Here is a 22,161-nt window from a genome sequence, read left to right as displayed (position 1 = left end):
ACCGATTCGCCATAGGAATAATCGGGGACGAACGACAGACAACAATCGAGGCGCTCCGGGCTTGCCATCGCCGCTGCGCCCTGAGGACAGGTGCGAAGGGTGAGCGAGGAAGTCGAATCCACGGGGCTTTCCGATAAGTCACGCGAACGCATTACCGCGGAGTTGGATCGGCTGCGGGAACGACGTGAACGGCTCGAAGTCGAGGTCAGAAACGACCGCGGCGCGGTCAGCGATCACGCCGACGCCGCCGACGCCATCCAGCGCGCCGACGAGCTGGCCGGGCTCGACGAGCGGATCATCGAGCTCGACAGGCTGCTGCGGACCGGACCGTCGCCGTCGAACGGAACCGGCACACTGCCCGGCGGCACCGAGGTGACCGTGCGGTTCGACGACGGTTCGGTGGTGACGATGCACGTGATCTCCGTCGTCGAAGAGACCCCCGTCGGCCGTGAGGCCGAGACGCTGACGGCAGGCAGCCCGTTGGGTATGGCACTGTCTGGTCGCAAGCCCGGTGACAAGGTCACCTACACGACGCCGCAGGGCGAAAGCCAGGTCGAGCTGCTCGACGTCAAATACCCGACGTAGGCGACCCGACCCGTAGACTCCCCGCGATGGCCGAGATCGCCCCACCGCGCACGCACCTGAGTTTGAGCACGCAGGTGTGGCGGTTCGTCGTCACCGGCGGGCTGTCGGCGATCGTCGACTTCGGGCTCTACGTACTGCTCTACAAGGCGGTGGGCCTGCAGGTGGACCTGGCGAAAGCGACCAGCTTCGTTGCCGGCACAATCACCGCCTACCTGATCAACCGCCGATGGACGTTCCAGGCCGAGCCCAGCACCGCCCGGTTCCTGGTCGTCATGGCCCTCTACGGGGTCACCTTCGCCGTGCAGGTCGGGCTCAACCACCTGTGCCTGGCGGTGCTGGACTACCGCGCGTGGGCGGTACCCGTCGCGTTCGTCATTGCGCAGGGCACTGCGTCGGTGATCAACTTCGTCGTGCAGCGCTCGGTGATCTTCCGGCTGCGCTGACGTCGCCCGCCCAGGCGGTACCCTCTTTGACGATGTTGACGACCAAACGGCTCACCGGCTGGGGCCGCACCGCGCCCTCGGTGGCCACCGTGCTTTCCACCCGTGACACGGACGAAATCGCCAAGGCGGTGGCCAACGCCGGCGACCGCGGCGTGATCGCCCGCGGGCTCGGGCGCTCCTACGGCGACAACGCGCAAAACGGCGGCGGGCTGGTCATCGACATGACGGCGTGCAACCGCATTCACTCGATCAGCGCGGACACGCGACTGGTCGACGTCGACGCCGGGGTCAACCTCGACCAGCTGATGAAGGCCGCGCTGCCCTTCGGGCTGTGGGTGCCGGTGCTGCCGGGCACGCGGCAGGTCACCATCGGCGGCGCCATCGCCTGCGATATCCACGGCAAGAACCACCACAGCGCCGGCAGCTTCGGCCAGCATGTGCGGTCCATGGATCTGCTGATGGCCGACGGCGAGATTCGCCGCTTGACCCCGGATGGGGACGACGCCGAACTGTTCTGGGCCAGCGTCGGCGGCAACGGCCTGACCGGCATCGTCCTGCGGGCCACCATCGAAATGACCCCGACCGAAACGGCGTATTTCATTGCCGACGGCGATGTCACCGCCAACCTCGACGAAACCATCGCCTTCCACAGCGACGGCAGCGAAGCTAACTACACCTACTCGTCCGCCTGGTTCGACGCAATAAGCCCGCCGCCCAAGCTCGGGCGCGCCGTCATATCGCGTGGCTCGCTGGCCCGGCTTGACCAGCTGCCCAAGAAGCTTCAGCGCGACCCATTGAAATTCGATGCGCCGCAATACTTTACGACGCCAGACATCTTTCCTAGCGGCCTGGGCAACAAGCTGATCTTCGGCACAATGACCGAGCTCTGGTACCGAAAGTCCGGCACGTATCGTGGCAAAGCCCAAAACCTCACGCAGTTCTACCATCCGCTCGACATGGTCGGAGAGTGGAACCGTGCTTACGGCCCAGCGGGTTTCGGCCAGTACCAATTCGTAGTGCCCACGGACGCCGTCGAGGAGTTCAAGGGCATCATGTACGACATCCAGAAGTCGGGCCACTACTCGTTTCTGAATGTGTTCAAGCTTTTCGGGCCGGGGAACCAAGCACCGCTGAGCTTTCCGATCCCCGGGTGGAACGTCTGCGTCGACTTCCAGATCAAGCCCGGGCTGGGGGAGTTTCTCAATGAACTCGACCGCCGCGTCCTGGAATTCGGTGGCCGGGTCTACACCGCCAAGGATTCCCGCACCACCGCGGAGATGTTCCACGCCATGTATCCGCGCATCGACGAGTGGATTGCGGTGCGCCGCAAGGTCGATCCGACCGGAGTGTTCGTATCCGACATGGCCCGACGTTTGGAGCTGCTGTAGATGGTCTTTGACGCCGTCGGTAATCCTCAGACCATCCTGCTGCTCGGGGGAACCTCCGAAATCGGTCTCGCGATCTGCGAGCGCTACCTGCAGAATGCGCACGCCCGGATCGTCTTGGCCTGCATGCCCGACGACCCGGGTCGCAACGACGCCGTCGCGCAGATGAAGGTCGCGGGCGCTAAGGCCGTCGAGGTGATCGACTTCGACGCGGTTGACACCGACAGTCACCCCAAGGTGATCGAGCAGGCCTTCGCCGACGGCGATGTGGACGTCGCGATCGTCGCGTTCGGGCTACTCGGCGACGCCGAAGAACTGTGGCAGAACCAGCGCAAAGCGGTGCAGATCGCCGAAGTCAACTACACGGCAGCGGTTTCGGTGGGGGTGCTGCTCGGCGAGAAGATGCGTGCTCAGGGCTTCGGCCAGATCATCGCGATGAGCTCGGCCGCCGGTGAACGGGTCCGGCGCTCCAACTTCGTCTACGGCTCCACCAAAGCCGGACTGGACGGTTTCTACCTCGGCCTTGGTGAAGCGTTGCGCGAGTACGGCGTTCGGGTTCTGGTGATCCGGCCCGGCCAGGTGCGCACCAGGATGAGCGCGCACATCAAAGAAGCGCCATTGACCGTCGACAAAGAGTACGTCGCCAACCTCGCGGTCACCGCAGCCGCGAAAGGTAAGGAATTAGTTTGGGCGCCAGGAGCATTCCGCTATGTGATGATGGTGTTGCGACACATCCCGCGGCCCATCTTCCGCAAGCTACCCATCTGAGCATGCGGAACGCGCTGGCCACCGTCGGCCAGATGCTGCTCGCCGCCGCGGTGGCCGTTGCGGTCTCGGTTGTCTCGCTGCGAGCCATCGCGAGCGTGAACTGGCCGGCCTACCCGTCGTCGAACCAACTGCACGCACTCACGACAGTGGGGCAGGTCGGCTGCCTCGCCGGACTCCTGGCCGCAGGCTGGCTGTGGCGACGCGGCTGGGCCCGGCTGGCACAGCTGGGCGGGCTGGTGTTCGTCTCGGCGTTTTCGGTGGTGACGCTGGGTATGCCGCTGGGCGCCACCAGGCTCTACCTGCACGGCATCTCCGTCGACCAGCAATTCCGCACCGAATACCTGACCCGGCTCACCGACAGTTCCGCGCTGGCCGACATGACCTACAAAGGACTGCCGCCGTTCTATCCGCCTGGCTGGTTCTGGATCGGTGGCCGCGTCGCCGCGCTGACCGGAACACCGGCCTGGGAGATGTACAAGCCGTGGGCGATCACCTCGATCACGATTGCCGTCGCGGTGGCATTGGTGTTGTGGTGGCGGATGATCCGCTTCGAATATGCGCTGATCGTGGTCGCCGCCACTGCCGCGGTGACGCTGGCCTACAGCTCGCCCGAGCCCTACTCGGCGATGATCACGGTGCTGCTGCCGCCGGTGCTGGTGCTGACGTGGTCAGGGCTGCGCGCTGGCGGCCGCCTTCCCTCCGGCGAGTGTGAATCCGACGACGGACACGCCGCGGAACCCGTCGCAGGTTTCACACTCGCGGGCAAGGGCTGGGCCGCGGTGATCGGCGCCGGGATCTTCCTCGGCTTCACCGCCACCTTCTACACGCTGCTGTCGGCCTACAGTGCGTTCACCGTGACGCTGATGGCGGTACTCGTGGCCGCGTCCCGGCGACGTGTGGAGCCACTGATCCGGCTGGCCGTCATCGCCGTCATCGCGGCGGCCATCGGGTCGACCACCTGGCTGCCGTTCGTGCTGCGCGCAGCCCGTGAACCGGTCAGCAACACCGGCAGCGCGCAGCACTACCTGCCGGCCGACGGTGCCGAACTGACCTTCCCGATGCTGCAGTTCACGCTGCTCGGCGCGCTATGCATGCTGGGCACGCTGTGGCTGGTGGTACGGGCCCGCACGTCGACACGGGCCGGGGCACTGGCGATCGGCGTCGTCGCCGTCTACCTGTGGTCATTGCTGTCGATGCTCACCACGCTGGCGCGCACCACGCTGCTGTCGTTCCGGCTGCAGCCGACGCTGACCGTGCTACTGGCCGCCGCCGGGGCATTCGGCTTCGTCGAAGCCGCCCGCGCGCTGGCCGGGCGCAGCCGCAGCGTGCTGCCGGTGGCGGTTGCCCTCGGGCTGGCCGGCGCGATCGGATTCAGCCAGGACATTCCCGGCGTGCTGCGCCCCGACATCACCATCGCCTACACCGACACCGACGGCCACGGCCACCGCGGCGATCGCCGCCCGCCCAGCGCCGAGAAGTACTATCCCGCCATCGACGCCACGATCACCCAGCTCACCGGCAGGCCGCGAGACGAAACCATCGTGCTGACAGCCGATTACAGCTTCCTGTCCTACTACCCGTACTGGGGTTTTCAGGGTTTGACGTCGCACTACGCCAACCCGCTGGCCCAGTTCGACAAGCGGGCCGCAGCGATCAAGGCCTGGTCGAAACTCAAGGCCGCCGACCAACTTGTGCACGCCCTCGACACGCTCCCGTGGCAGCCGCCGACCGTGTTCCTGATGCGCCGCGGCGCCAACGACAGCTACACGCTGCGGCTGGCCGAAGACGTCTACCCCAACCAGCCCAACGTCCGTCGCTACACGGTGGACTTCAAGGCCGCCCTGTTCGCCGACCCGCGCTTCACCGTCAAACACATCGGCCCGTTCGTGCTGGCCGTCCGGACCGCAACCTAATGGCCACCGAAACCGCACAGACCGGGCAACTAGCATCTAGGCCCGTGAGCGACACGGGAGCAAACTATCGGGCCGCCCGTGTCGTCGCCGTCGTCGCCGGTCTGCTCGGGACATTGCTGGCCATCGCCACCCCGCTGCTGCCGGTCAAACAGACCACCGCCGAACTGAACTGGCCGCAAAACGGTGTGCTGGCCAGCGTCGAAGCGCCACTGATCGGCTACGTCGCCACCGATCTCAACATCACCGTCCCGTGCCAGGCCGCCGCCGAGCTGAGCAAGACCAAGACGGTGCTGTTGTCCACGGTCCCCAAGCAGGCCCCGAAAGCCGTCGACCGCGGGCTGTTGATCGAGCGGGTCAACGACGATCTGTTGGTCATCGTCCGCAACACACCGGTGGTGGTGGCGCCGCTGAGCCAGGTGCTCAGCCCGGCCTGCCAGAAGCTGACCTTCACCGCGCACGCCGACAAGGTCACCGGCGAATTCGTCGGGCTCCGGCAAGGCCCCAACGCCGAACATCCCGGCCAGGCACTGCGCGGCGAGCGCGGCGGCTACGACTTCCGGCCGCAGATCGTCGGCGTCTTCACCGACCTGTCCGGACCTGCGCCGCCCGGCCTGACGTTCTCGGCGACGATCGACACCCGCTACAGCAGCGCCCCGACACCGCTCAAGCTGGGCGCGATGATCCTCGGAGTCGCCCTGACGATCGCCGCGCTGGTGGCGCTGCACATCCTGGACACCTCCGACTCCACCCGGCACCGCCGCTTCCTGCCGCCGCGCTGGTGGTCGATCAGCGGGCTCGACGCCCTGGTCACCGCGGTGCTGGTGTGGTGGCATTTCGTCGGGGCCAACACCGCCGACGACGGCTACATCCTGACCATGGCCCGGGTATCCGAGCATGCCGGATACATGGCCAACTACTACCGCTGGTTCGGCACTCCCGAGGCGCCGTTCGGCTGGTACTACGACCTGCTGGCGCTGTGGGCGCACGTCACCACCGCCAGCATCTGGATGCGGCTGCCCACCTTGCTGATGGCGCTGGCCTGCTGGTGGGTGATCAGCCGCGAAGTCATCCCCCGGCTCGGCGATGCCGTCAAGCACAGCCGCGCCGCGGCGTGGACCGCGGCCGGTGTATTCCTGGCGTTCTGGCTGCCGCTGAACAACGGGCTGCGGCCCGAGCCGATCATCGCGCTGGGCATCCTGCTGACCTGGTGCTCGGTGGAGCGGGCGGTGGCCACCAGCCGGCTTTTGCCGGTGGCGGTCGCGTGCATCATCGGCGCGCTGACCCTGTTCTCCGGGCCGACGGGCATCGCGTCGATCGGCGCGCTGCTGGTGGCCATCGGGCCGCTGCGCACGATCCTGCACCGCCGCACCAAACGCTTCGGCGTGCTGCCGCTGGTCGCGCCGATCCTGGCCGCGGTGAGCGTCACCGTGATCCTGATCTTCCGGGACCAGACATTCGCCGGCGAGATCCAGGCCAGCATGCTCAAATCCGCCGTCGGGCCCAGCCTCTCCTGGTTCGACGAGCACATCCGCTACGAGCGGCTGTTCATGGCCAGCCCCGACGGGTCGGTGGCCCGTCGCTTCGCGGTGCTGGCGCTGCTGGTCGCGCTGACGGTGTCGGTGGCAATGTCGTTGCGCAAGGGCAGAATTCCGGGCACCGCCGCAGGGCCCAGCCGTCGCATCATCGGGATCACGATCATCTCGTTCATCGCGATGATGTTCACCCCCACCAAGTGGACGCACCACTTCGGCGTGTTCGCCGGGCTGGCCGGCTCGCTGGGCGCGCTGGCTGCCGTCGCGGTAACCGCGGCGGCGATGCGCTCGCGACGCAACCGCACCATGTTCGCCGCCCTGGTGCTCTTCGTGGTGGCGCTGTCGTTCGCCAGTGTGAACGGCTGGTGGTACGTCTCGAATTTCGGCGTGCCATGGTCGAATGCTTTCCCGGAGTGGCACTTTGGCTTCACCACCGTGCTGCTCGGGCTGACGGTAGTGGTGCTGCTGCTGGCCGCTTGGTTCCACTTCGTCAACAACAGCGAGTCCTCTGAGCGCCGCCTGCCGCGAATTATGCAGTCTCCGTTGGGGATTGCTGCCTGGTTCTTGGTCCTCTTCGAGGTGTTGTCGCTGACACTCGGGATGACCGACCAATACCCGGCGTGGTCGGTGGGCCGCTCCAATCTGCAAGCGCTGACAGGCAAGACCTGCGGGATGGCCGACGACGTGCTCGTCGAGCAGGATCCCAACGCCGGCATGCTCACGCCGGTCGGGGTGGCGCTCAAGGACTCGTTGGGCGCGGCCTTCGCCGAAGGCTTCGACCCCAACGGCATTCCCGCCGACGTGTCCGCCGACCCGGTGATGGAACGCCCCGGCGACCGCAGTTTCGTGAGCGACGACGGCATGGTCACCAGCAGCGAGGCCGGCACCGAAGGCGGGACCACCGCCGCGCCGGGGATCAACGGGTCACGGGCACGACTGCCGTACAACCTCGACTCGGCCCGCACCCCGGTGCTGGGCAGCTGGCGCTCCGGCGTACAGGTGCCGGCGCTGCTGCGCTCGGCCTGGTATCGGCTACCCCCTCGCAACGAGGTGGGGCCGCTGTTGGTGGTGTCGGCGGCAGGCCGGTTCGATCCCGGCGAGGTGCAGGTGCAGTGGGCCGGCGACGACGGAAAACCGGCCGGTTCAACGGGATTCGCCGACGTGGGGGCGGCGCCGGCGTGGCGCAACCTGCGGGCCCCGTTGGCGGCGCTCCCGGAGAGCGCCACCCAGGTGCGGGTGGTCGCCACCGACGACGACTTGGCGCCGCAGCATTGGATTGCGGTGACGCCGCCACGCATTCCGCGGCTGCGCACGCTGCAGCAGGTGGTCGGCTCGACCGATCCGGTGCTGCTGGACTGGCTGGTCGGTCTGGCGTTTCCTTGCCAGCGGCCGTTCGGTCATCAAAACGGCGTCATCGAGGCGCCCAAGTGGCGGATCCTGCCGGACCGGTTCGGTGCCGAGGCCAACTCGCCGGTGATGGACAACAACGGCGGTGGGCCGCTGGGTGTCACCGAGCTGCTGGACCGCGCCACCACCGTGTCGACCTATTTGAAGGACGACTGGTTCCGTGATTGGGGCGCGCTGCAGCAGTTGACCCCGTACTACCCGGATGCGACGCCGGCCCGCCTGGACTTGGGCACGGCCACCCGCAGCGGGCTGTGGAGTCCCGCGCCGCTGCGCAAGACCTGATCCGGAACGCTTGCCCTTGCGGCGATCCGACCCTCTAAACTGTCGGTGGTTATCCGGACCTCAGCCAGCACGAGACCTTGGTCCTGTCTTCAGACGTGTAGGACGGGCATTGTTCATGACCCGCACTACCAAGAAGGCACCATGGGCCCCGATAGTGACAGTTCTCGTTGTACACAACGCAGGTTGCGAGCGACCGGCGAGCGCAACGGCTCGGCTGTAATCGTCTGCGTCGGCGGCGAAGTGGACGCCAGCAATGAGGCAGAGTGGCAGCACCTGCTGACCAATATGGCGGCCTGCGCCGTCGCGCCGGGGCCGCTGGTGGTCGACGTCTGTGACCTCGACTTCATTGGCGCCGGCGCTTATGCCATGTTGGCTCGCGAGGCGGAGCGGTCTAAACACCGCGGGGTGCGCTTGTGCCTGGTCAGCGATCGGCCGGAAACCACGCGAGCCGTTGCTGCCTGCGGACTGGATGAGTTGCTGCCCGTCGAGACAACGCTCGAGGCGGCAATGTCGCAGCTCACCGGCAAAGTTCGGTAGCTAGCCGGTTTGCGGACGTCCCAGCGGGGTATTCGGTCCCGGCTGTTGTGGCGACGCTAGGGAGAATCGGGATTCATCGATGAGCGAACTGACCAGCTCGGCAGTCGACCAGGCGGTGCGGCGCTGGCCCGGGGAGGCCTACCCGCTGGGTGCGACGTATGACGGCTCGGGCACCAACTTCGCGATCTTCAGCGAGATAGCAGAAGGTGTGGAGCTGTGTCTTTTCGGCGACGACGGCGAAGACACCAGGGTGGCACTGACCGAAGTCGATGGGTTCGTCTGGCATGCCTTTCTGCCCGACGTTGCGCCCGGCCAGCGGTACGGATACCGGGTGCACGGGCCCTACGATCCAGCGGCAGGCCACCGGTGCAATCCGAACAAGTTGTTGCTGGATCCCTACGCCCGCGCGATCGACGGCAACTTCGAGTGGGATCAGTCGCTGTTCGGTTACACCTTTGGCGATCCGGACAGCCGCAACGACGAGGACTCGGCGGCGCACATGCCGAAATCGGTAGTGATCAACCCCTTTTTCGACTGGGACGCCGACCGTCCGCCCCGCCACGCCTACGCGGATACCGTCATTTACGAGGCACACGTCAAGGGCCTGACCCAAAGCCATCCCGACATCCCGGCGCCGCTTCGCGGAACATACGCCGGCATCGCTCATCCGGTGATCATCGAGCACCTGCAGAAATTGGGCATCACTGCGATCGAACTGATGCCCGTGCACCACTTCGCCAACGATTCCACGCTGCTCGACAAGGGATTGTCGAACTACTGGGGCTACAACAGCATTGGGTTCTTCGCCCCCGACTTCAAGTACGGCTCGGGCAGCAGCCCCGGCAGTCAGGTGAACGAGTTCAAGACCATGGTGCGCACGCTGCACGAAGCCGGCATCGAGGTCATCCTGGACGTTGTCTACAACCACACCGCCGAGGGCAACAACCTGGGGCCCACGATCTGTATGCGCGGGATTGACAACGCCGCCTACTACCGCCTGGTCGATGACGATCCGCGTTACTACATGGACTACACCGGCTGCGGCAACAGCCTCAACGTCCGCCACCCACACTGCCTGCAACTGATCATGGACTCGTTGCGGTACTGGATAACCGAGATGCACGTCGACGGGTTCCGCTTCGATCTGGCCTCGACGCTAGCCCGCGAGTTCTACGACGTCGACCGGCTGTCCACCTTTTTCGAGCTGGTGCAACAAGATCCGACCGTCAGCCAGGTCAAGCTGATCGCCGAACCGTGGGACGTCGGCCCCGGCGGCTACCAAGTCGGCAACTTCCCGCCGCAGTGGACCGAATGGAACGGCAAGTATCGCGATACCGTGCGCGACTACTGGCGCGGGGAACCGGCCACCCTGGGTGAATACGCCTCTCGGTTGACCGGCTCGGCGGACCTCTACGAACGCACCGCGCGCCGGCCGGTGGCGTCGATCAACTTCGTCACCGCCCATGACGGGTTCACGCTACGAGACCTGGTGTCGTACAACGAAAAACATAACGAGGCCAACGGCGAGGACAACCAGGACGGTGAATCCCACAACAGATCGTGGAACTGTGGGGTGGAGGGACCGACGGACGACTCCGACATCAACGCGCTGCGGTCGCGTCAGCAACGTAACTTCCTGGCCACGCTGCTGTTGTCGCAAGGCGTTCCAATGATCTGCCACGGCGATGAACTGGGCCGCTCGCAAGGCGGCAACAACAACGGTTTCTGCCAGGACAACGAGACGACATGGATTCAGTGGGACAAGGCCGACGCTGAACTCATCGACTTCACGGCGACGGTGTCGGCGCTTCGTGCCGCGCATCCGGTCTTTCGCCGCCGCCGCTTCTTCGACGGACGGCCGGTGCGCCGCCGCGGCGCAGCGGGCCTGCCGGACATTTCCTGGTTCAAGCCAGACGGATCGGAGATGGGCGACGACGACTGGGACGCCGGTTTCGGCAAGGCGATCGCGGTTTACCTCAATGGCTTAGGAATTCCCGACCGCGATGCTCGCGGCGAGCGGGTGAGTGACGACTCGTTCTTCCTGTGCTTCAGCGCCCACCATGAGCCGATCGATTTCGTTCTGCCTGCACGGGAATTCAGCCCGGCGTGGCAGGTAGTGCTCGACACTGCGACGACCGATCTCGACAACGACAATCCGCGCGAATGCGGCACGATTGTGCCGGTGCAGTCCCGCGCGATGGTCGTGCTGCAAGCCGCCCAAATTCCCACAGGTGCTTTCGATCAACACCGACCACAGGAAGGTCAACGATGAAACCCATTGCATGCGCGGCGATCGCGGTCACCATGTGGCTGTTCAGCGGATGCTCAGCCTCAGAAGTCGTGAACACCGGCGGCGACACCAAGTGCAAGGACTTCACCAGCCAGGACGAGAAAAAACAGAACGAAGAGGTCAGCAAGATGCTCAAGGACAAGAACGGATCTGAGCCCGGCGAACTCCAGATCTCGACGACTCGCCTGTCCGTGACGACCTATTGTCAAACAGTCGGCAAGCAAGACAGCAAGATCTCCGAGGCGCCGCACGGCTGATCACCCTGAAAGAAGGTTCGCAATGTTGCATTCGCTGATTCTCGCCGCCCAGGCAGACCCTCAAGCCGCGGGCCTCATTTTGCGGGGTATCAAGGGGATATTCGTTGCCATCGGAAGCATCATCGCCGCGATCGTGTGCGCGCTGATTGCCGGCATGAAGGGACGCAACCCGTTCGGCTGGGGCATCCTGGGTCTGTTCTTCAGCATCATCACGCTCATCGTCGTCATCGTCATTCCCAGCAAGAAGTGATGACGCGCTTGGCATTAGCCCGGATGCATCTGCCCGTCGAGGTGGCCGCCTTCTTGCCGGTCGGTGCCCTCGTACTGGGAAGCGGCTGAATCCAGTTTCCCGGCAAGGTCATGCGACACCGCTTGCATCCCCTTAGCCGCCTTGGTACGGGACTGTTCAGCGGCCAATACCGCCGCAGTGGTCAACGAGCACACCAGGCCGTGTGAGCTGCCGACATTCACGCCGGTGTCCCGGGTCGCCATATCGGCCGCGGCAATATCGCTGGCGACCTGGCGATGCTGAGTCGACAGTTTGCGCAAATCGCCAGGACTTACCTGTAATTCGCCGCCCATGCGTAATTCCTTTCTGCGGTGGACTATTGGGCGCCGGTTGGATGCGCGTCTGCCGCGATGCGGTCGTATCCGGCTCCAGCCCGTCGGATCAAGGTCGCATTGTGCGCGGCGTCGGACGTCATGCGCTCAAACGCTTGAAGGCAGGGAGGCAAGGTGCCGGCGACGGCAGCGACTTGGATGCCGAGCGAGACTGCTTCGCCGCTGCCCGGCGGGATATTCCAAAGCATCGCGGTCAATGCCGGGATGATGGACAGCGTGAGGACGGTCGAGTTGTGGTCGATTGTTTCCCTTGTCTTCTCGACCTGCTCGGACTCGCGGTGCAGGACTTCTTTCACCGTCTTGTCATTTTCCGCCATCTCGGCCGCGCGCTGCTGCTGCTCTTTGTTTCGCTCGCCGTATGTTTCCGACGCGGACCCCTCCCAGCTGTCCGGCGGGTGGGTAGATCCCAGCGTTTCGCCGATCCGATTGAATGCGTTGGCGCCCTTCGCAAATCCGTTTCCCGTCTCCGGGTCTCCAAATCCGAGCATGTTGGCCATGGCCATCATTGCCAGCAGCCCGTTTTCGATCACGGGCAGTTCTGCGGCTTCGGGGATGGTCGCGCCCAGCTTTTTGCCGAGTTGCGTCCCCAAGGTGTGGGTGAAACCGACAAAGTCAGCACCGATTCCTGTCAGCGACCACGCGGTGTCCTTCTCGACGCCTTTTGGGTGGTCGTAGGCAAGACCCTTCCAAAAATTGAAACTCTCGTAGATGTCCCTGAGGTCGCCCACGCAAAATCCCCTCGCCGAAGCACCTGGCTAGCGCAACTACCGCTCAGGCTACCAATCCTCGGATGGGTTGCCTCACACGAAAATGCCAGTCAGTCAAGCCTCGAATTGCGCATCCCGCAATCGCTGTAATGCTCGGCCGTCCGTCAGCTCGACCCGGTAACCGGGGTGCTGCCAATAGAACCGCACCACCTCTCTCAGCGCATCGCCATCGGTCGCGTAAAGGCCCGCCTGCTTCACGGTCATCAGTTTCCCGTTAGCCATCGCGATGGTGATGGGGCACAACGCGTAAGCATGCGAGAAAGTGAGCTTGAACGGACCCCAACCATAGGAACGCTTCGGAGCCACGTCGGTGACTGCGGTGACGTCGGACCACGTACCTCTCTTGGCAACGAGGCCTTCCGCGAAAACAAATCCCTCCGGGGTCAGTCGTACATAGCCCCCGCCCCGGCGTTTGATCATCAGCCACACCAATACGGCGCATACCACCGCGGGGCCACCGAACATGATCAAGTAATCGCGATGGAGTTCTTCAGGAAAAGGCACAGTCACTATGTGCAGGTGTCCGAGGACTGCCCAGGATCCCAAGTCCACGGCCGCGTCGAGCATCAGGACCGCACTAAGCACGTCGAGACGCCGATCGAGACGCAGCGTTGTACCGGACGAGTCCGCCATTGCGCGTGGCACAAACCTCGCGATGTACAGCCACTGAACGAACGGGATGACGCACAACGTCGTCGCACCGACCAGCAAGGCTGTCAGCAAATAGCGGCCATATAGCACAGCAACAATTGCTGCTCCCGCACAGAACACCGCAGTGCCGCCCGACAAAGAAAGAGCAAGCCTTCTCAGTATTTTGTTTTGCCTGGCTCGGTCGCTTTCTTGGTCGGCCGGCGAAACATGACTCGCGTGCGGGTCGGTCACGGTCGGAGTTTATCGCCGGTGATCCGCCGTTCCGGGCAGCATCGTCAGCAGCCTAAGCACCGTCCCATTTGTCCGGGTCCTCAGCGCGCCGCGCGGCGGCGAGCATCGTCGCAGGACGGTCGCCTACGATCGACCCTCGTGCCCCACGACGACGAGCGATCGACGCAGCGGATCGAGCGCCTCATCGCCGTCATCGCGGGAATCGCGGGGGTGCTGCTGTGCGGCATCGTTCCGTTGCTACCGGTCAAGCAGACCACCGCGACGATTCTCTGGCCGCAGGGCAGCAAAGACGGCCACGTCACCGACATCACCGCGCCGCTGGTGTCCGGGGCGCCGCGGGCTCTGGACATCTCCATCCCCTGCCCGGCGATCGCCAGCCTGCCCACGGCCGGTGGCCTGGTGCTGTCGACCCTGCCGTCCGACGGTTTCGAGACCGGCAAGAACGGGCTGTTCGTGCGCGCCAACAAAGACACCGTCGTCGTCGCGTTCCGCGACACGGTGGCCACCGTCGCACCCCGCTCCGCGATCGCCGCCGGCGCCTGCAGCGTGCTGCACATCTGGGCCGACGCCGGCGGAGCAAACGCGGATTTCGTCGGGATCCCCGGAGCGGCCGGCAAACTCGCACCCGAGAAGAAGCCTCAGGTCGGCGGCGTCTTCACCGACCTCAAAGTGCCCGCCCAACCGGGGCTGTCCGTCCGCGTCGACATCGACACCCGGTTCATCACCGCCCCCACCATGCTGAAGAAGGCCGTGATGGGCCTGGGCACACTGTCAGTGCTGGCCGCGATCGTCGCGCTGGGGATCCTGGACCGGCGCTCCGGCCGCCGCGCACCCCGCAACTGGCGGCACATCTGGCGGGCGGGACTCGCGACCTGGCTCGCCGACGTCGGCGTCGTCGGCACCCTGCTGCTGTGGCACGTCATCGGCGCCACCTCCTCGGACGACGGCTACAACCTGACCATCGCCCGGGTCTCCCGGCAGGCCGGCTACCTGGCCAACTACTACCGGTTCTTCGGGACCACCGAGGCCCCGTTCGACTGGTATCCGGCGGTATTGGCGCACCTGGCGACAGTGAGCACGGCCGGGGTGTGGATGCGGCTGCCGGCCACACTGGCCGGGATCGTCTGCTGGCTGATCATCAGCCGCTACGCGCTGCGGCGGCTGGGCCCCGGCAAGGGCGGCCTGGCGTCCAACCGGGTCGCGGTGTGGACTGCCGGCGCGGTGTTCCTGGCCGCCTGGCTGCCGTTCAACAACGGTCTGCGGCCCGAGCCGCTGATCGCGCTGGGCGTGATCGCCACCTGGGCACTGGTGGAGAGCGCGATCGCCACCCGGCGGCTGGTGCCGGCGGCGGTGGCGATCATCGTCGCGATGCTGACCGCGACGCTGGCGCCGCAGGGGCTGATCGCGGTAGCTGCGCTGCTGACCGGCGCCCGGGCGATCGCCCGGATGATCGCGACGCGCCGACCGGCCGACGGGCTGTTGGCGCCGCTTGCGGTGTTGACGGCGTCGCTGTCGCTGATCACCGTCGTGGTGTTCCGGTCGCAGACGCTGGCCACGGTCGGCGAGTCGGCGCGCATCAAATACAAGGTCGGCCCGACGATCGCCTGGTATCAGGAGTGGCTGCGCTACTACTTCGTCACGGTCGAGAGCAACGCGGACGGCTCGATGACCCGGCGCTTCGCGTGGCTGGTGCTGTTCTTCTGCCTTTTCGGCGCCCTGGTGGTGCTCCTGCGGCGCGGCCGGGTGGCGGGTCTGGCCAGCGGGGCGGTGTGGCGGCTGATCGGCACCACCGCGGCGGGTCTGCTGCTGCTGACGTTCACGCCGACGAAATGGGCGGTGCAGTTCGGTGCGTTCGCGGGACTGGCCGGCGCGCTGGGCGCGGTCACCGGGTTCGCGTTCGCGCGAGTCGGGCTGCACAGCCGCCGCAACCTGACCCTGTACATCACCGGGCTGCTGTTCGTGCTGGCCTGGGCGACTTCGGGAATCAACGGCTGGTTCTACGTCGGCAACTACGGGGTGCCGTGGTTCGACATCCAGCCGGTCATCGCCAGCCACCCGGTGACGTCGATGTTCCTGGCGGCCTCGATCGCGACCGGACTGCTGGCCGCCTGGCAGCACTTCCGGATGGACTACGCCGGGCACACCGAGATCAAGCCCACCCGCCGCAACCGCATCCTGGCCTCCACCCCGCTGCTGGTGGTGGCGGCGATCATGGTGCTCGCCGAGGTCGGCTCGATGGCCAAGGCCGCCGCCGTCCGCTACCCGATGTACACCACCGCCAAGGCCAATCTCGCCGCGCTGAAATCCGGCCTGTCGGAGCGCAGTTGCGCGATGGCCGACGACGTGCTGGCCGAGCCGGACACCAATGCCGGTCTGCTGCAACCTTTTCCGGGACAGGCATACGGTCCGGCGGGTCCGCTGGGCGGCGTGAACCCGGTCGGCTTCAGCCCCAACGGCGTCGGCAAAGACCTGCAGTCGGATCCGGTGGTGTCCAAGCCGGGGCTGGTCAACTCCGACGCCTCGCCCAACAAGCCCAACGCCGCGATCAGCGACTCGGCGGGCACCGCCGGCGGCTACGGCGCGGTCGGGGTGAACGGTTCGCGGGCGGCGCTGCCGTTCGGCCTGGACCCGGCTCGCACCCCGGTGATGGGCAGCTACGGGGAGAACAGCCTGGCCGCCACCGCCACCTCGGCGTGGTATCAGCTGCCGCCGCGCACCCAGGACCGGCCACTTGTGGTCGTCTCGGCCGCCGGCGCGATCTGGTCCTACAAAGAGGACGGCGACTTCAGCTACGGCCAACAGCTGAAACTGGAGTGGGGTGTCCGAAACCCTGACGGCACAACGCAACCGCTGGGCCAGGTGTATCCGATCGACCTGGGTCCGCAGCCGGCGTGGCGGAACTTGCGGTTCCCGTTGAGGACGGCCCCGGCGCAGGCCAACGCGGCGCGCATCGTCGCCTACGACCCTAACTTGAGTTCCGAGCAGTGGTTTGCGTTCACCCCGCCGCGGGTTCCGGTGCTGGAGACCCTGCAGCAATTGATCGGGTCCCAGGCGCCGGTGCTGCTCGACATCGCGACCGCCGCGAACTTCCCCTGCCAGCGGCCGTTCTCCGAACACCTTGGCGTTGCGGAACTTCCGGACTACCGGATTCTGCCCGACCACAAGCAGACCGCCGCGTCGTCGAACCTGTGGCAGTCGGCCGAGGACGGCGGGCCGTTCCTGTTCACCACGGCGATGCTGTGGACGTCGACCATCCCGACGTACCTGCGCGACGACTGGTACCGGGACTGGGGGTCGGTGGAGGCGTATCACCGCTTCGTGCCGACTGATCGGGCGCCGAATGCCGTGATCGAGCAGGGCGTCACCACCGTCTACGGCTGGAGCCGACAAGGACCGATTCGAGCACTGCCATGACCGTGACGCAGGAATCCACTGTTACCGAGACCGCCGACCGCGAGGTGCAGGTGGCGCGCTGGGTGGCGACGATCGCCGGCCTGATCGGCTTCGTGCTGTCGGTGGCGACACCGCTGTTGCCCGTCGTGCAGACCACCGCCACGCTGAACTGGCCTCAACAGGGGCAGTTCACAAACGTTACGGCACCGCTGATTTCGCAGACCCCGGTCGCGGTGACAGTGACCGTGCCGTGCGACGTGGTGAACACGCTGCCGCCGAAGGGCGGGCTGGTGTTGGGCACCGCACCCAAACAGGGCAAGGACGCCTCGCTGCAGGGGCTGTTCGTCAACGTCAGCAGCCAACGCGTCGACGTCACCGACCGCAACGTGGTGATCGCCAGCGCACCACGCAATCTGGTGGCCGGTGCCCAGTGTCAGCGGATCGAGATCACCTCCACGCATGCCGGCACCTTCGCCACGTTTGTCGGCCTGCCCGGGCCACCCGGGCAGCCGTCGGGCTTCCCGGATCCCAACCTGCGCCCGCAGATCGTCGGGGTGTTCACCGACCTGACCGGCCCGGCGCCGCCCGGGCTGCGGCTCTCAGCGACCATCGACACCCGATTCTCCACCAAGCCAACGGTTTTGAAGCTGACGGCGATTGTGCTCGCGATCGCATCGACCGTCGTCGCGCTGATTGCGCTGTGGCGACTGGACCGGATGGACGGGCGCCGGATGCGCCGGTTGATCCCGGGCCGCTGGCACGGTTTCAGTCTGGCCGACGCGACGGTGATCTTCGCGTTCCTGCTCTGGCACGTGATCGGGGCCAACTCTTCCGACGACGGCTACATCCTGGGGATGGCCCGCGTCGCCGACCACGCCGGCTACATGTCCAACTACTTCCGCTGGTTCGGCAGCCCCGAAGACCCGTTCGGCTGGTACTACAACCTGCTGGCGCTGATGACCCATGTCAGCGACCAGAGCATCTGGATTCGGTTGCCGGACTTGGTCGCCGGGCTGGTGTGCTGGCTGCTGCTGTCCCGTGAGGTGCTGCCCCGACTGGGTCCGGCGGTGGCGTCGAGCAAGGCCGCGCTGTGGGCCGCGGGCCTGGTGCTGCTGGCGGCGTGGATGCCGTTCAACAACGGTCTGCGGCCCGAGGGCATCATCGCGGTCGGGTCGCTGATCACCTACGTGCTGATCGAGCGGTCGATGTACTCGGGCCGGATGACGCCCGCGGCGCTGGCGATCGTCGCCGCCGCGTTCACACTCGGCATCCAGCCGACCGGACTGATCGCGGTGGCGGCGTTGGTCGCCGGTGGTCGCCCGATCCTGCGGATCCTGGTGCGACGGCATCGACTGGTCGGCACCTGGCCGCTGGTGGCCCCGCTGCTGGCAGCCGGCTTCGTGATCCTGCCGGTCGTGTTCGCCGACCAGACGCTGTCAACCGTGTTCGAGGCCACCAGGATTCGCAGTGCGATCGGACCCAGCCAGGCCTGGTACACCGAGAACCTGCGCTACTACTACCTGATCCTGCCCACCGTCGACGGGTCGCTGTCGCGGCGGTTCGGCTTCCTCGTCACCTTCCTGTGCCTGCTCGGGGCACTCTTTATCATGTTGCGCCGCAAGCGGGTTCCGGGTGTGGCCCGCGGGCCGGCCTGGCGGCTGATGGGTGTCATATTCGGCACGATGTTCTTCTTGATGTTCACCCCCACCAAGTGGGTGCACCACTTCGGCCTGTTCGCCGCGGTCGGTGCGGCCATGGCGGCGCTGACCACGGTGCTGGTTTCGCCGAAGGTGTTGCGCTGGTCGCGCAACCGGATGGCGTTCGTGGCGGCGGTGTTTTTCATGCTGGCGTTGTGCTTCGCCACCACCAACGGCTGGTGGTACGTGTCCAGCTACGGCGTGCCGTTCAACAGCGCGATGCCCAAGATCGACGGAATCACCATCAGCACAATATTTTTCGTGCTGTTTGCGCTGACTGCGCTGTATGCCACCTGGCTGCACTTCGCGCCCCGAGACCGTGGCGAGGGCCGGCTGGGCCGCGCGCTGACAGCCGCGCCGGTGCCGATCGCGGCGGGTTTCATGGTGTGCGTGTTCGTCGCGTCGATGGTGGCCGGGATCGTGCGCCAATATCCCACTTACTCCAACGGCTGGGCCAACCTGCGCGCGTTCACCGGTGGCTGTGGGCTGGCCGACGACGTCCTGGTCGAACCCGACACCAACGCCGGCTTCATGCCCGCGCTGCCCGGCGACTACGGTTCGCTGGGTTCCTTGGGTGGCGTGAACCCCGTCGGCTTCAGCCCCGACGGCGTGCCGGAACACACTGTGGCCGAGGCGATTCGGATGGCGTCACCGCCGCAGCCCGGCGTCGACTACGACTGGGATGCCCCCACCAAGCTGAAGACGCCGGGCCTCAACGGCTCGACGGTGCCGCTGCCCTACGGCCTTGACCCCGCCCGGGTGCCGGTGGCCGGCAGTTACACGACGGGCCCGCAGCAGGAGAGCCGGCTCGCCTCGGCCTGGTATCAACTGCCCAAGCGTGACGACGGGCATCCGCTGGTAGTCGTGACCGCAGCGGGCAAGATCGCCGGCAACAGCGTGTTGCACGGGCACACCGACGGGCAGACCGTGGTGCTGGAGTATGCCCGTGCCGACCTGGCGCCGGCCGGGCGGCTAGTGCCCGACGACCTGTACGGCGAACAGCCCAAGGCGTGGCGCAACCTGCGGTTCGCCCGTGACAAGATTCCCGGCGACGCGGTGGCCGTCCGGGTGGTGGCCGACGATCTGTCGCTGACCCCGGAGGACTGGATCGCGGTCACCCCGCCGCGGGTACCCGAGCTGCGCTCGCTGCAGGAGTACGTCGGCTCGTCGCAGCCGGTGCTGATGGACTGGGCGGTGGGGCTGGCCTTCCCGTGCCAGCACCCGATGCTGCACGCCAACGGCGTCACCGAGATCCCGAAGTTCCGCATCACCCCGGACTACATGGCCAAGAAGCAGGACACCGACACCTGGGAGGACGGCGTCAACGGCGGCCTGCTGGGCATCACCGACGTGCTGCTGCGTGCGCATGTGATGGCCACCTACCTGTCGCGGGACTGGGGCCGCGACTGGGGTTCTCTGCGTAAATTCGACACGATCGTCGACGCGCAGCCGGCCCAGCTCGACCTGGGTACCGCGACCCGCAGCGGATGGTGGTCGCCGGGCCAGATCCGTATCAAGCCGTAGCCCCGAAAGTGGCGTTGTTGCACGGTTTTTGCGATTTGCGTGCAACAACTCCGCGTTCGCGATTGGCGGCGGCCGATGGTGGGTATTCCGGGGCCATGCGTGCTGAAGAAGGCGACGAAACCGTCAAGGAGATGGCCGACGAGGCCGGCGAGGCCAAAAAGGAGCTCAGGGAGTCCACCGCGACGGGCAAGAAGGTGCAGCAGGAGTCCGAAGACTCCGACAAGCATCGGTGAGACTGGCCGCTCTGGCGTCGCTGTTGAGCGCATGCGCGGTGGCCTGCAGCCCGTCTTCGCCCACCGGGGCACGACCACTGTCGAACTATGTCGCAATGGGCGACTCGGCCGCCGCCGCCCCCGGCGTGCCGGACCCCGCGCCACCGCCGGGCTGCGACAAGTCGACCAACGACTATCCGTCGGTGCTTGCCCGCCGCTTGGGTGCGACGAGCTTCGCCGACGTCACCTGCAGCGGCGCAACGACCGACGACATCATCGCGCGGGCACAACCGACCCCCAGCGGGCCGGTGCCGCCGCAAATCGAGGCGGTTGAGGCCGACACTTCGCTGATCACAATCACCATCGGCGGCAACGACGTCGGGCTGGCCGGCGACGCGGCACAATGCCGGGCAGCGTCGCTGGAATCCCCGCCGTGTGTGGAGCGGTTCGTGACCAACGGCGTGGACAGCATCTCGGCGGCAATCAACGCGCACGTGCCGGTGTGGGCTGCGATGGTCGACGACGTCCGCGCCAAGGTGCCGGCGGCGCGCATCGTCCTGGTCGGCTACCTGACCTATATCCGGCCTGGCGGCTGTTTTCCCGAGCAGCCGGTGCTGCCCAGGGATGCCGACTACTTCGAGGCTAAGGTCAACGAGCTCGACGACACGCAACGGCGGTTGGCGGCCGACAAACGGATCGACTACTTCGACACCCGGCCGCTGTCCGTCGGCCACGACATGTGTGCCCCACCCGACGAGCGCTATGTCGAAGGGTTTGCAGCCGCCAATCCTGCTGCGCCGCTGCACCCTAACGCGATGGGCGCCGCCGCGGTAGGCAATGCTCTTGCTGACTGGCTGGCCCGCCGCTAGACCGGAACAGCCGCGACGTCCAGCGTCTCACCCGGCTCGAGGTTGACGACCCGCAGCGACTTGGCCCGGGCGGCGATGGCCAGTTTTGCCAAGGGATCGTCCTCCTCGACATAGTACGGCGGGCGGTGAACACCAAAGTGCATGGGCACCAATGTATTTGCCCCGAGGATCACGGCGGCCTGGGCGGCTTGTTCGGGTGTCAGGTCGGCCGGCAGTTCACTCGCAGGCTGCAAATGTGGTACCGGGAAGTTCACTTTCGCGCCGTTGACCGGCAGGACGGCGACGTCGATGGGCCCCGTTCGGTGGGCGATGAGCCACCAGTAGCCGTGGAACATCGTGTCGCCGCCGTGGAAGATTCGCTGGCCCTCCGCTTGAACGACCCAGCCCAGCTGGGGGTCACCCAAGCCGTCCACGGCGGGCACCGCGGTGATGGTGAACGGCCCCAATTCGATTTGCTCCCAGTCGGTTACGACCCGGGCCTGCAGACTGCTAGCCGCAATGTCGGCCTCTTGGCGGGCCGTCCCGACCGCTTCCTCATCGGATCCGACGAAGGGCGGCGGGCGCAGCACTAGGCCTCGGGGGCCAACAGCTGTCTGGATGGCCGCGACGTCGGTGTGGTCACCATGCAGGTGGGTGACCAGTGCCGCCGACGCCTCGCCGGGCCGGGTCGGCGCCACGAATTGCTCGTTCGGCAGAACCGAACTCAGCACCCGAAAATCGTGCACGTAGTCCACGACCAATGACACATCCTCGGCGATCACTTCGATCCCTGCCCAGCCCAGACGTCGAATCCTCAT

The 22,161-nt window shown here is 66.3% G+C and carries 18 protein-coding genes; 14 read left to right on the top strand and 4 right to left on the bottom strand.

From position 1 onward, the window contains the following. The first annotated feature begins 99 nt into the window (after positions 1 to 99). The 10 genes from G6N47_RS08570 to G6N47_RS08525 all read left to right on the top strand — a co-directional run bounded on the left by G6N47_RS08570 (position 100) and on the right by G6N47_RS08525 (position 11,649). A complete protein-coding gene (locus G6N47_RS08570) occupies positions 100 to 585 on the top strand; it encodes a GreA/GreB family elongation factor (protein ID WP_083133550.1) in 486 nt (161 codons plus the stop codon). A gap of 26 nt (positions 586 to 611) precedes the next feature. Further along, a complete protein-coding gene (locus tag G6N47_RS08565) occupies positions 612 to 1,028 on the top strand; it encodes a GtrA family protein (protein ID WP_083133549.1) in 417 nt (138 codons plus the stop codon). 32 nt (positions 1,029 to 1,060) lie between these two features. Then, positions 1,061 to 2,416, top strand: a complete 1,356-nt coding sequence (locus tag G6N47_RS08560; protein WP_083133548.1) for an FAD-binding oxidoreductase — start codon at positions 1,061 to 1,063, stop codon at positions 2,414 to 2,416. Next, on the top strand, positions 2,417 to 3,181 hold the full coding sequence (locus G6N47_RS08555) for a decaprenylphospho-beta-D-erythro-pentofuranosid-2-ulose 2-reductase (protein WP_083133547.1): 765 nt from the start codon (positions 2,417 to 2,419) through the stop codon (positions 3,179 to 3,181). Positions 3,182 to 3,183: 2 nt separating this feature from the next. Further along, positions 3,184 to 5,094 carry a galactan 5-O-arabinofuranosyltransferase gene (locus G6N47_RS08550; RefSeq protein ID WP_083133546.1) on the top strand — a complete coding sequence of 637 codons (1,911 nt, stop codon included), beginning with the start codon at positions 3,184 to 3,186 and terminating at the stop codon, positions 5,092 to 5,094. Further along, complete coding sequence (locus G6N47_RS08545) at positions 5,094 to 8,315, top strand: arabinosyltransferase domain-containing protein (RefSeq protein WP_083133545.1); 3,222 nt, start codon at positions 5,094 to 5,096, stop codon at positions 8,313 to 8,315. Before G6N47_RS08550 ends, G6N47_RS08545 begins: the two co-directional genes overlap by 1 nt. Before the next feature lie 183 nt (positions 8,316 to 8,498). Further along, entirely contained in the window at positions 8,499 to 8,852 is a 354-nt protein-coding gene (locus G6N47_RS08540; RefSeq protein WP_163659594.1) for an anti-sigma factor antagonist, read from the top strand. 79 nt (positions 8,853 to 8,931) lie between these two features. Beyond that, the gene (gene glgX / locus G6N47_RS08535) at positions 8,932 to 11,124 is read left to right on the top strand and encodes a glycogen debranching protein GlgX (RefSeq protein ID WP_083133543.1); all 2,193 of its coding nucleotides are present in this window, start codon (positions 8,932 to 8,934) and stop codon (positions 11,122 to 11,124) included. Next, positions 11,121 to 11,399 carry a hypothetical protein gene (locus G6N47_RS08530; protein ID WP_083133542.1) on the top strand — a complete coding sequence of 93 codons (279 nt, stop codon included), beginning with the start codon at positions 11,121 to 11,123 and terminating at the stop codon, positions 11,397 to 11,399. The genes glgX and G6N47_RS08530 overlap by 4 nt, the downstream gene beginning before the upstream one ends. Before the next feature lie 22 nt (positions 11,400 to 11,421). Next, positions 11,422 to 11,649, top strand: coding sequence for a deoxyribodipyrimidine photolyase (locus G6N47_RS08525; RefSeq protein WP_083133541.1), 228 nt, complete (start codon positions 11,422 to 11,424; stop codon positions 11,647 to 11,649). Positions 11,650 to 11,663: 14 nt separating this feature from the next. Here the strand turns inward: G6N47_RS08525 and G6N47_RS08520 are convergent, their stop codons facing one another. The 3 genes from G6N47_RS08520 to G6N47_RS08510 form a co-directional block, all read right to left on the bottom strand. Beyond that, the gene (locus G6N47_RS08520; protein ID WP_083133540.1) at positions 11,664 to 11,981 is read right to left on the bottom strand and encodes an ESX-1 secretion-associated protein; all 318 of its coding nucleotides are present in this window, start codon (positions 11,979 to 11,981) and stop codon (positions 11,664 to 11,666) included. Between the two features lie 23 nt (positions 11,982 to 12,004). Further along, a complete protein-coding gene (locus tag G6N47_RS08515; RefSeq protein ID WP_232080153.1) occupies positions 12,005 to 12,748 on the bottom strand; it encodes an EspA/EspE family type VII secretion system effector in 744 nt (247 codons plus the stop codon). A 93-nt stretch (positions 12,749 to 12,841) separates the two neighbouring features. Next, positions 12,842 to 13,669, bottom strand: a complete 828-nt coding sequence (locus tag G6N47_RS08510; RefSeq protein ID WP_139799645.1) for a hypothetical protein — start codon at positions 13,667 to 13,669, stop codon at positions 12,842 to 12,844. 138 nt (positions 13,670 to 13,807) lie between these two features. Here G6N47_RS08510 and G6N47_RS08505 point away from each other — a divergent pair, with 138 nt between their 5' ends. The 4 genes from G6N47_RS08505 to G6N47_RS08490 all read left to right on the top strand — a co-directional run bounded on the left by G6N47_RS08505 (position 13,808) and on the right by G6N47_RS08490 (position 21,364). Then, the gene (locus G6N47_RS08505) at positions 13,808 to 17,083 is read left to right on the top strand and encodes an arabinosyltransferase domain-containing protein (protein WP_083133538.1); all 3,276 of its coding nucleotides are present in this window, start codon (positions 13,808 to 13,810) and stop codon (positions 17,081 to 17,083) included. Continuing rightward, positions 17,080 to 20,283: an arabinosyltransferase domain-containing protein gene (locus G6N47_RS08500; RefSeq protein WP_083133537.1), complete on the top strand. Its 3,204-nt coding sequence runs from the start codon at positions 17,080 to 17,082 to the stop codon at positions 20,281 to 20,283. The genes G6N47_RS08505 and G6N47_RS08500 overlap by 4 nt, the downstream gene beginning before the upstream one ends. Before the next feature lie 95 nt (positions 20,284 to 20,378). Next, entirely contained in the window at positions 20,379 to 20,516 is a 138-nt protein-coding gene (locus G6N47_RS08495; RefSeq protein WP_163659584.1) for a hypothetical protein, read from the top strand. Between the two features lie 95 nt (positions 20,517 to 20,611). Beyond that, positions 20,612 to 21,364: an SGNH/GDSL hydrolase family protein gene (locus tag G6N47_RS08490; RefSeq protein WP_083133536.1), complete on the top strand. Its 753-nt coding sequence runs from the start codon at positions 20,612 to 20,614 to the stop codon at positions 21,362 to 21,364. Here G6N47_RS08490 and G6N47_RS08485 read toward each other — a convergent pair. Beyond that, positions 21,361 to 22,161: an MBL fold metallo-hydrolase gene (locus G6N47_RS08485; protein WP_083133535.1), complete on the bottom strand. Its 801-nt coding sequence runs from the start codon at positions 22,159 to 22,161 to the stop codon at positions 21,361 to 21,363. The two genes, G6N47_RS08490 and G6N47_RS08485, sit on opposite strands and share 4 nt — an antisense overlap.

Origin of the sequence: Mycobacterium branderi (genome assembly GCF_010728725.1) — a bacterium.
In the GTDB taxonomy this organism is placed as follows: domain Bacteria; phylum Actinomycetota; class Actinomycetes; order Mycobacteriales; family Mycobacteriaceae; genus Mycobacterium; species Mycobacterium branderi.
This window is presented reverse-complemented; position numbering and strand designations above follow the sequence as displayed.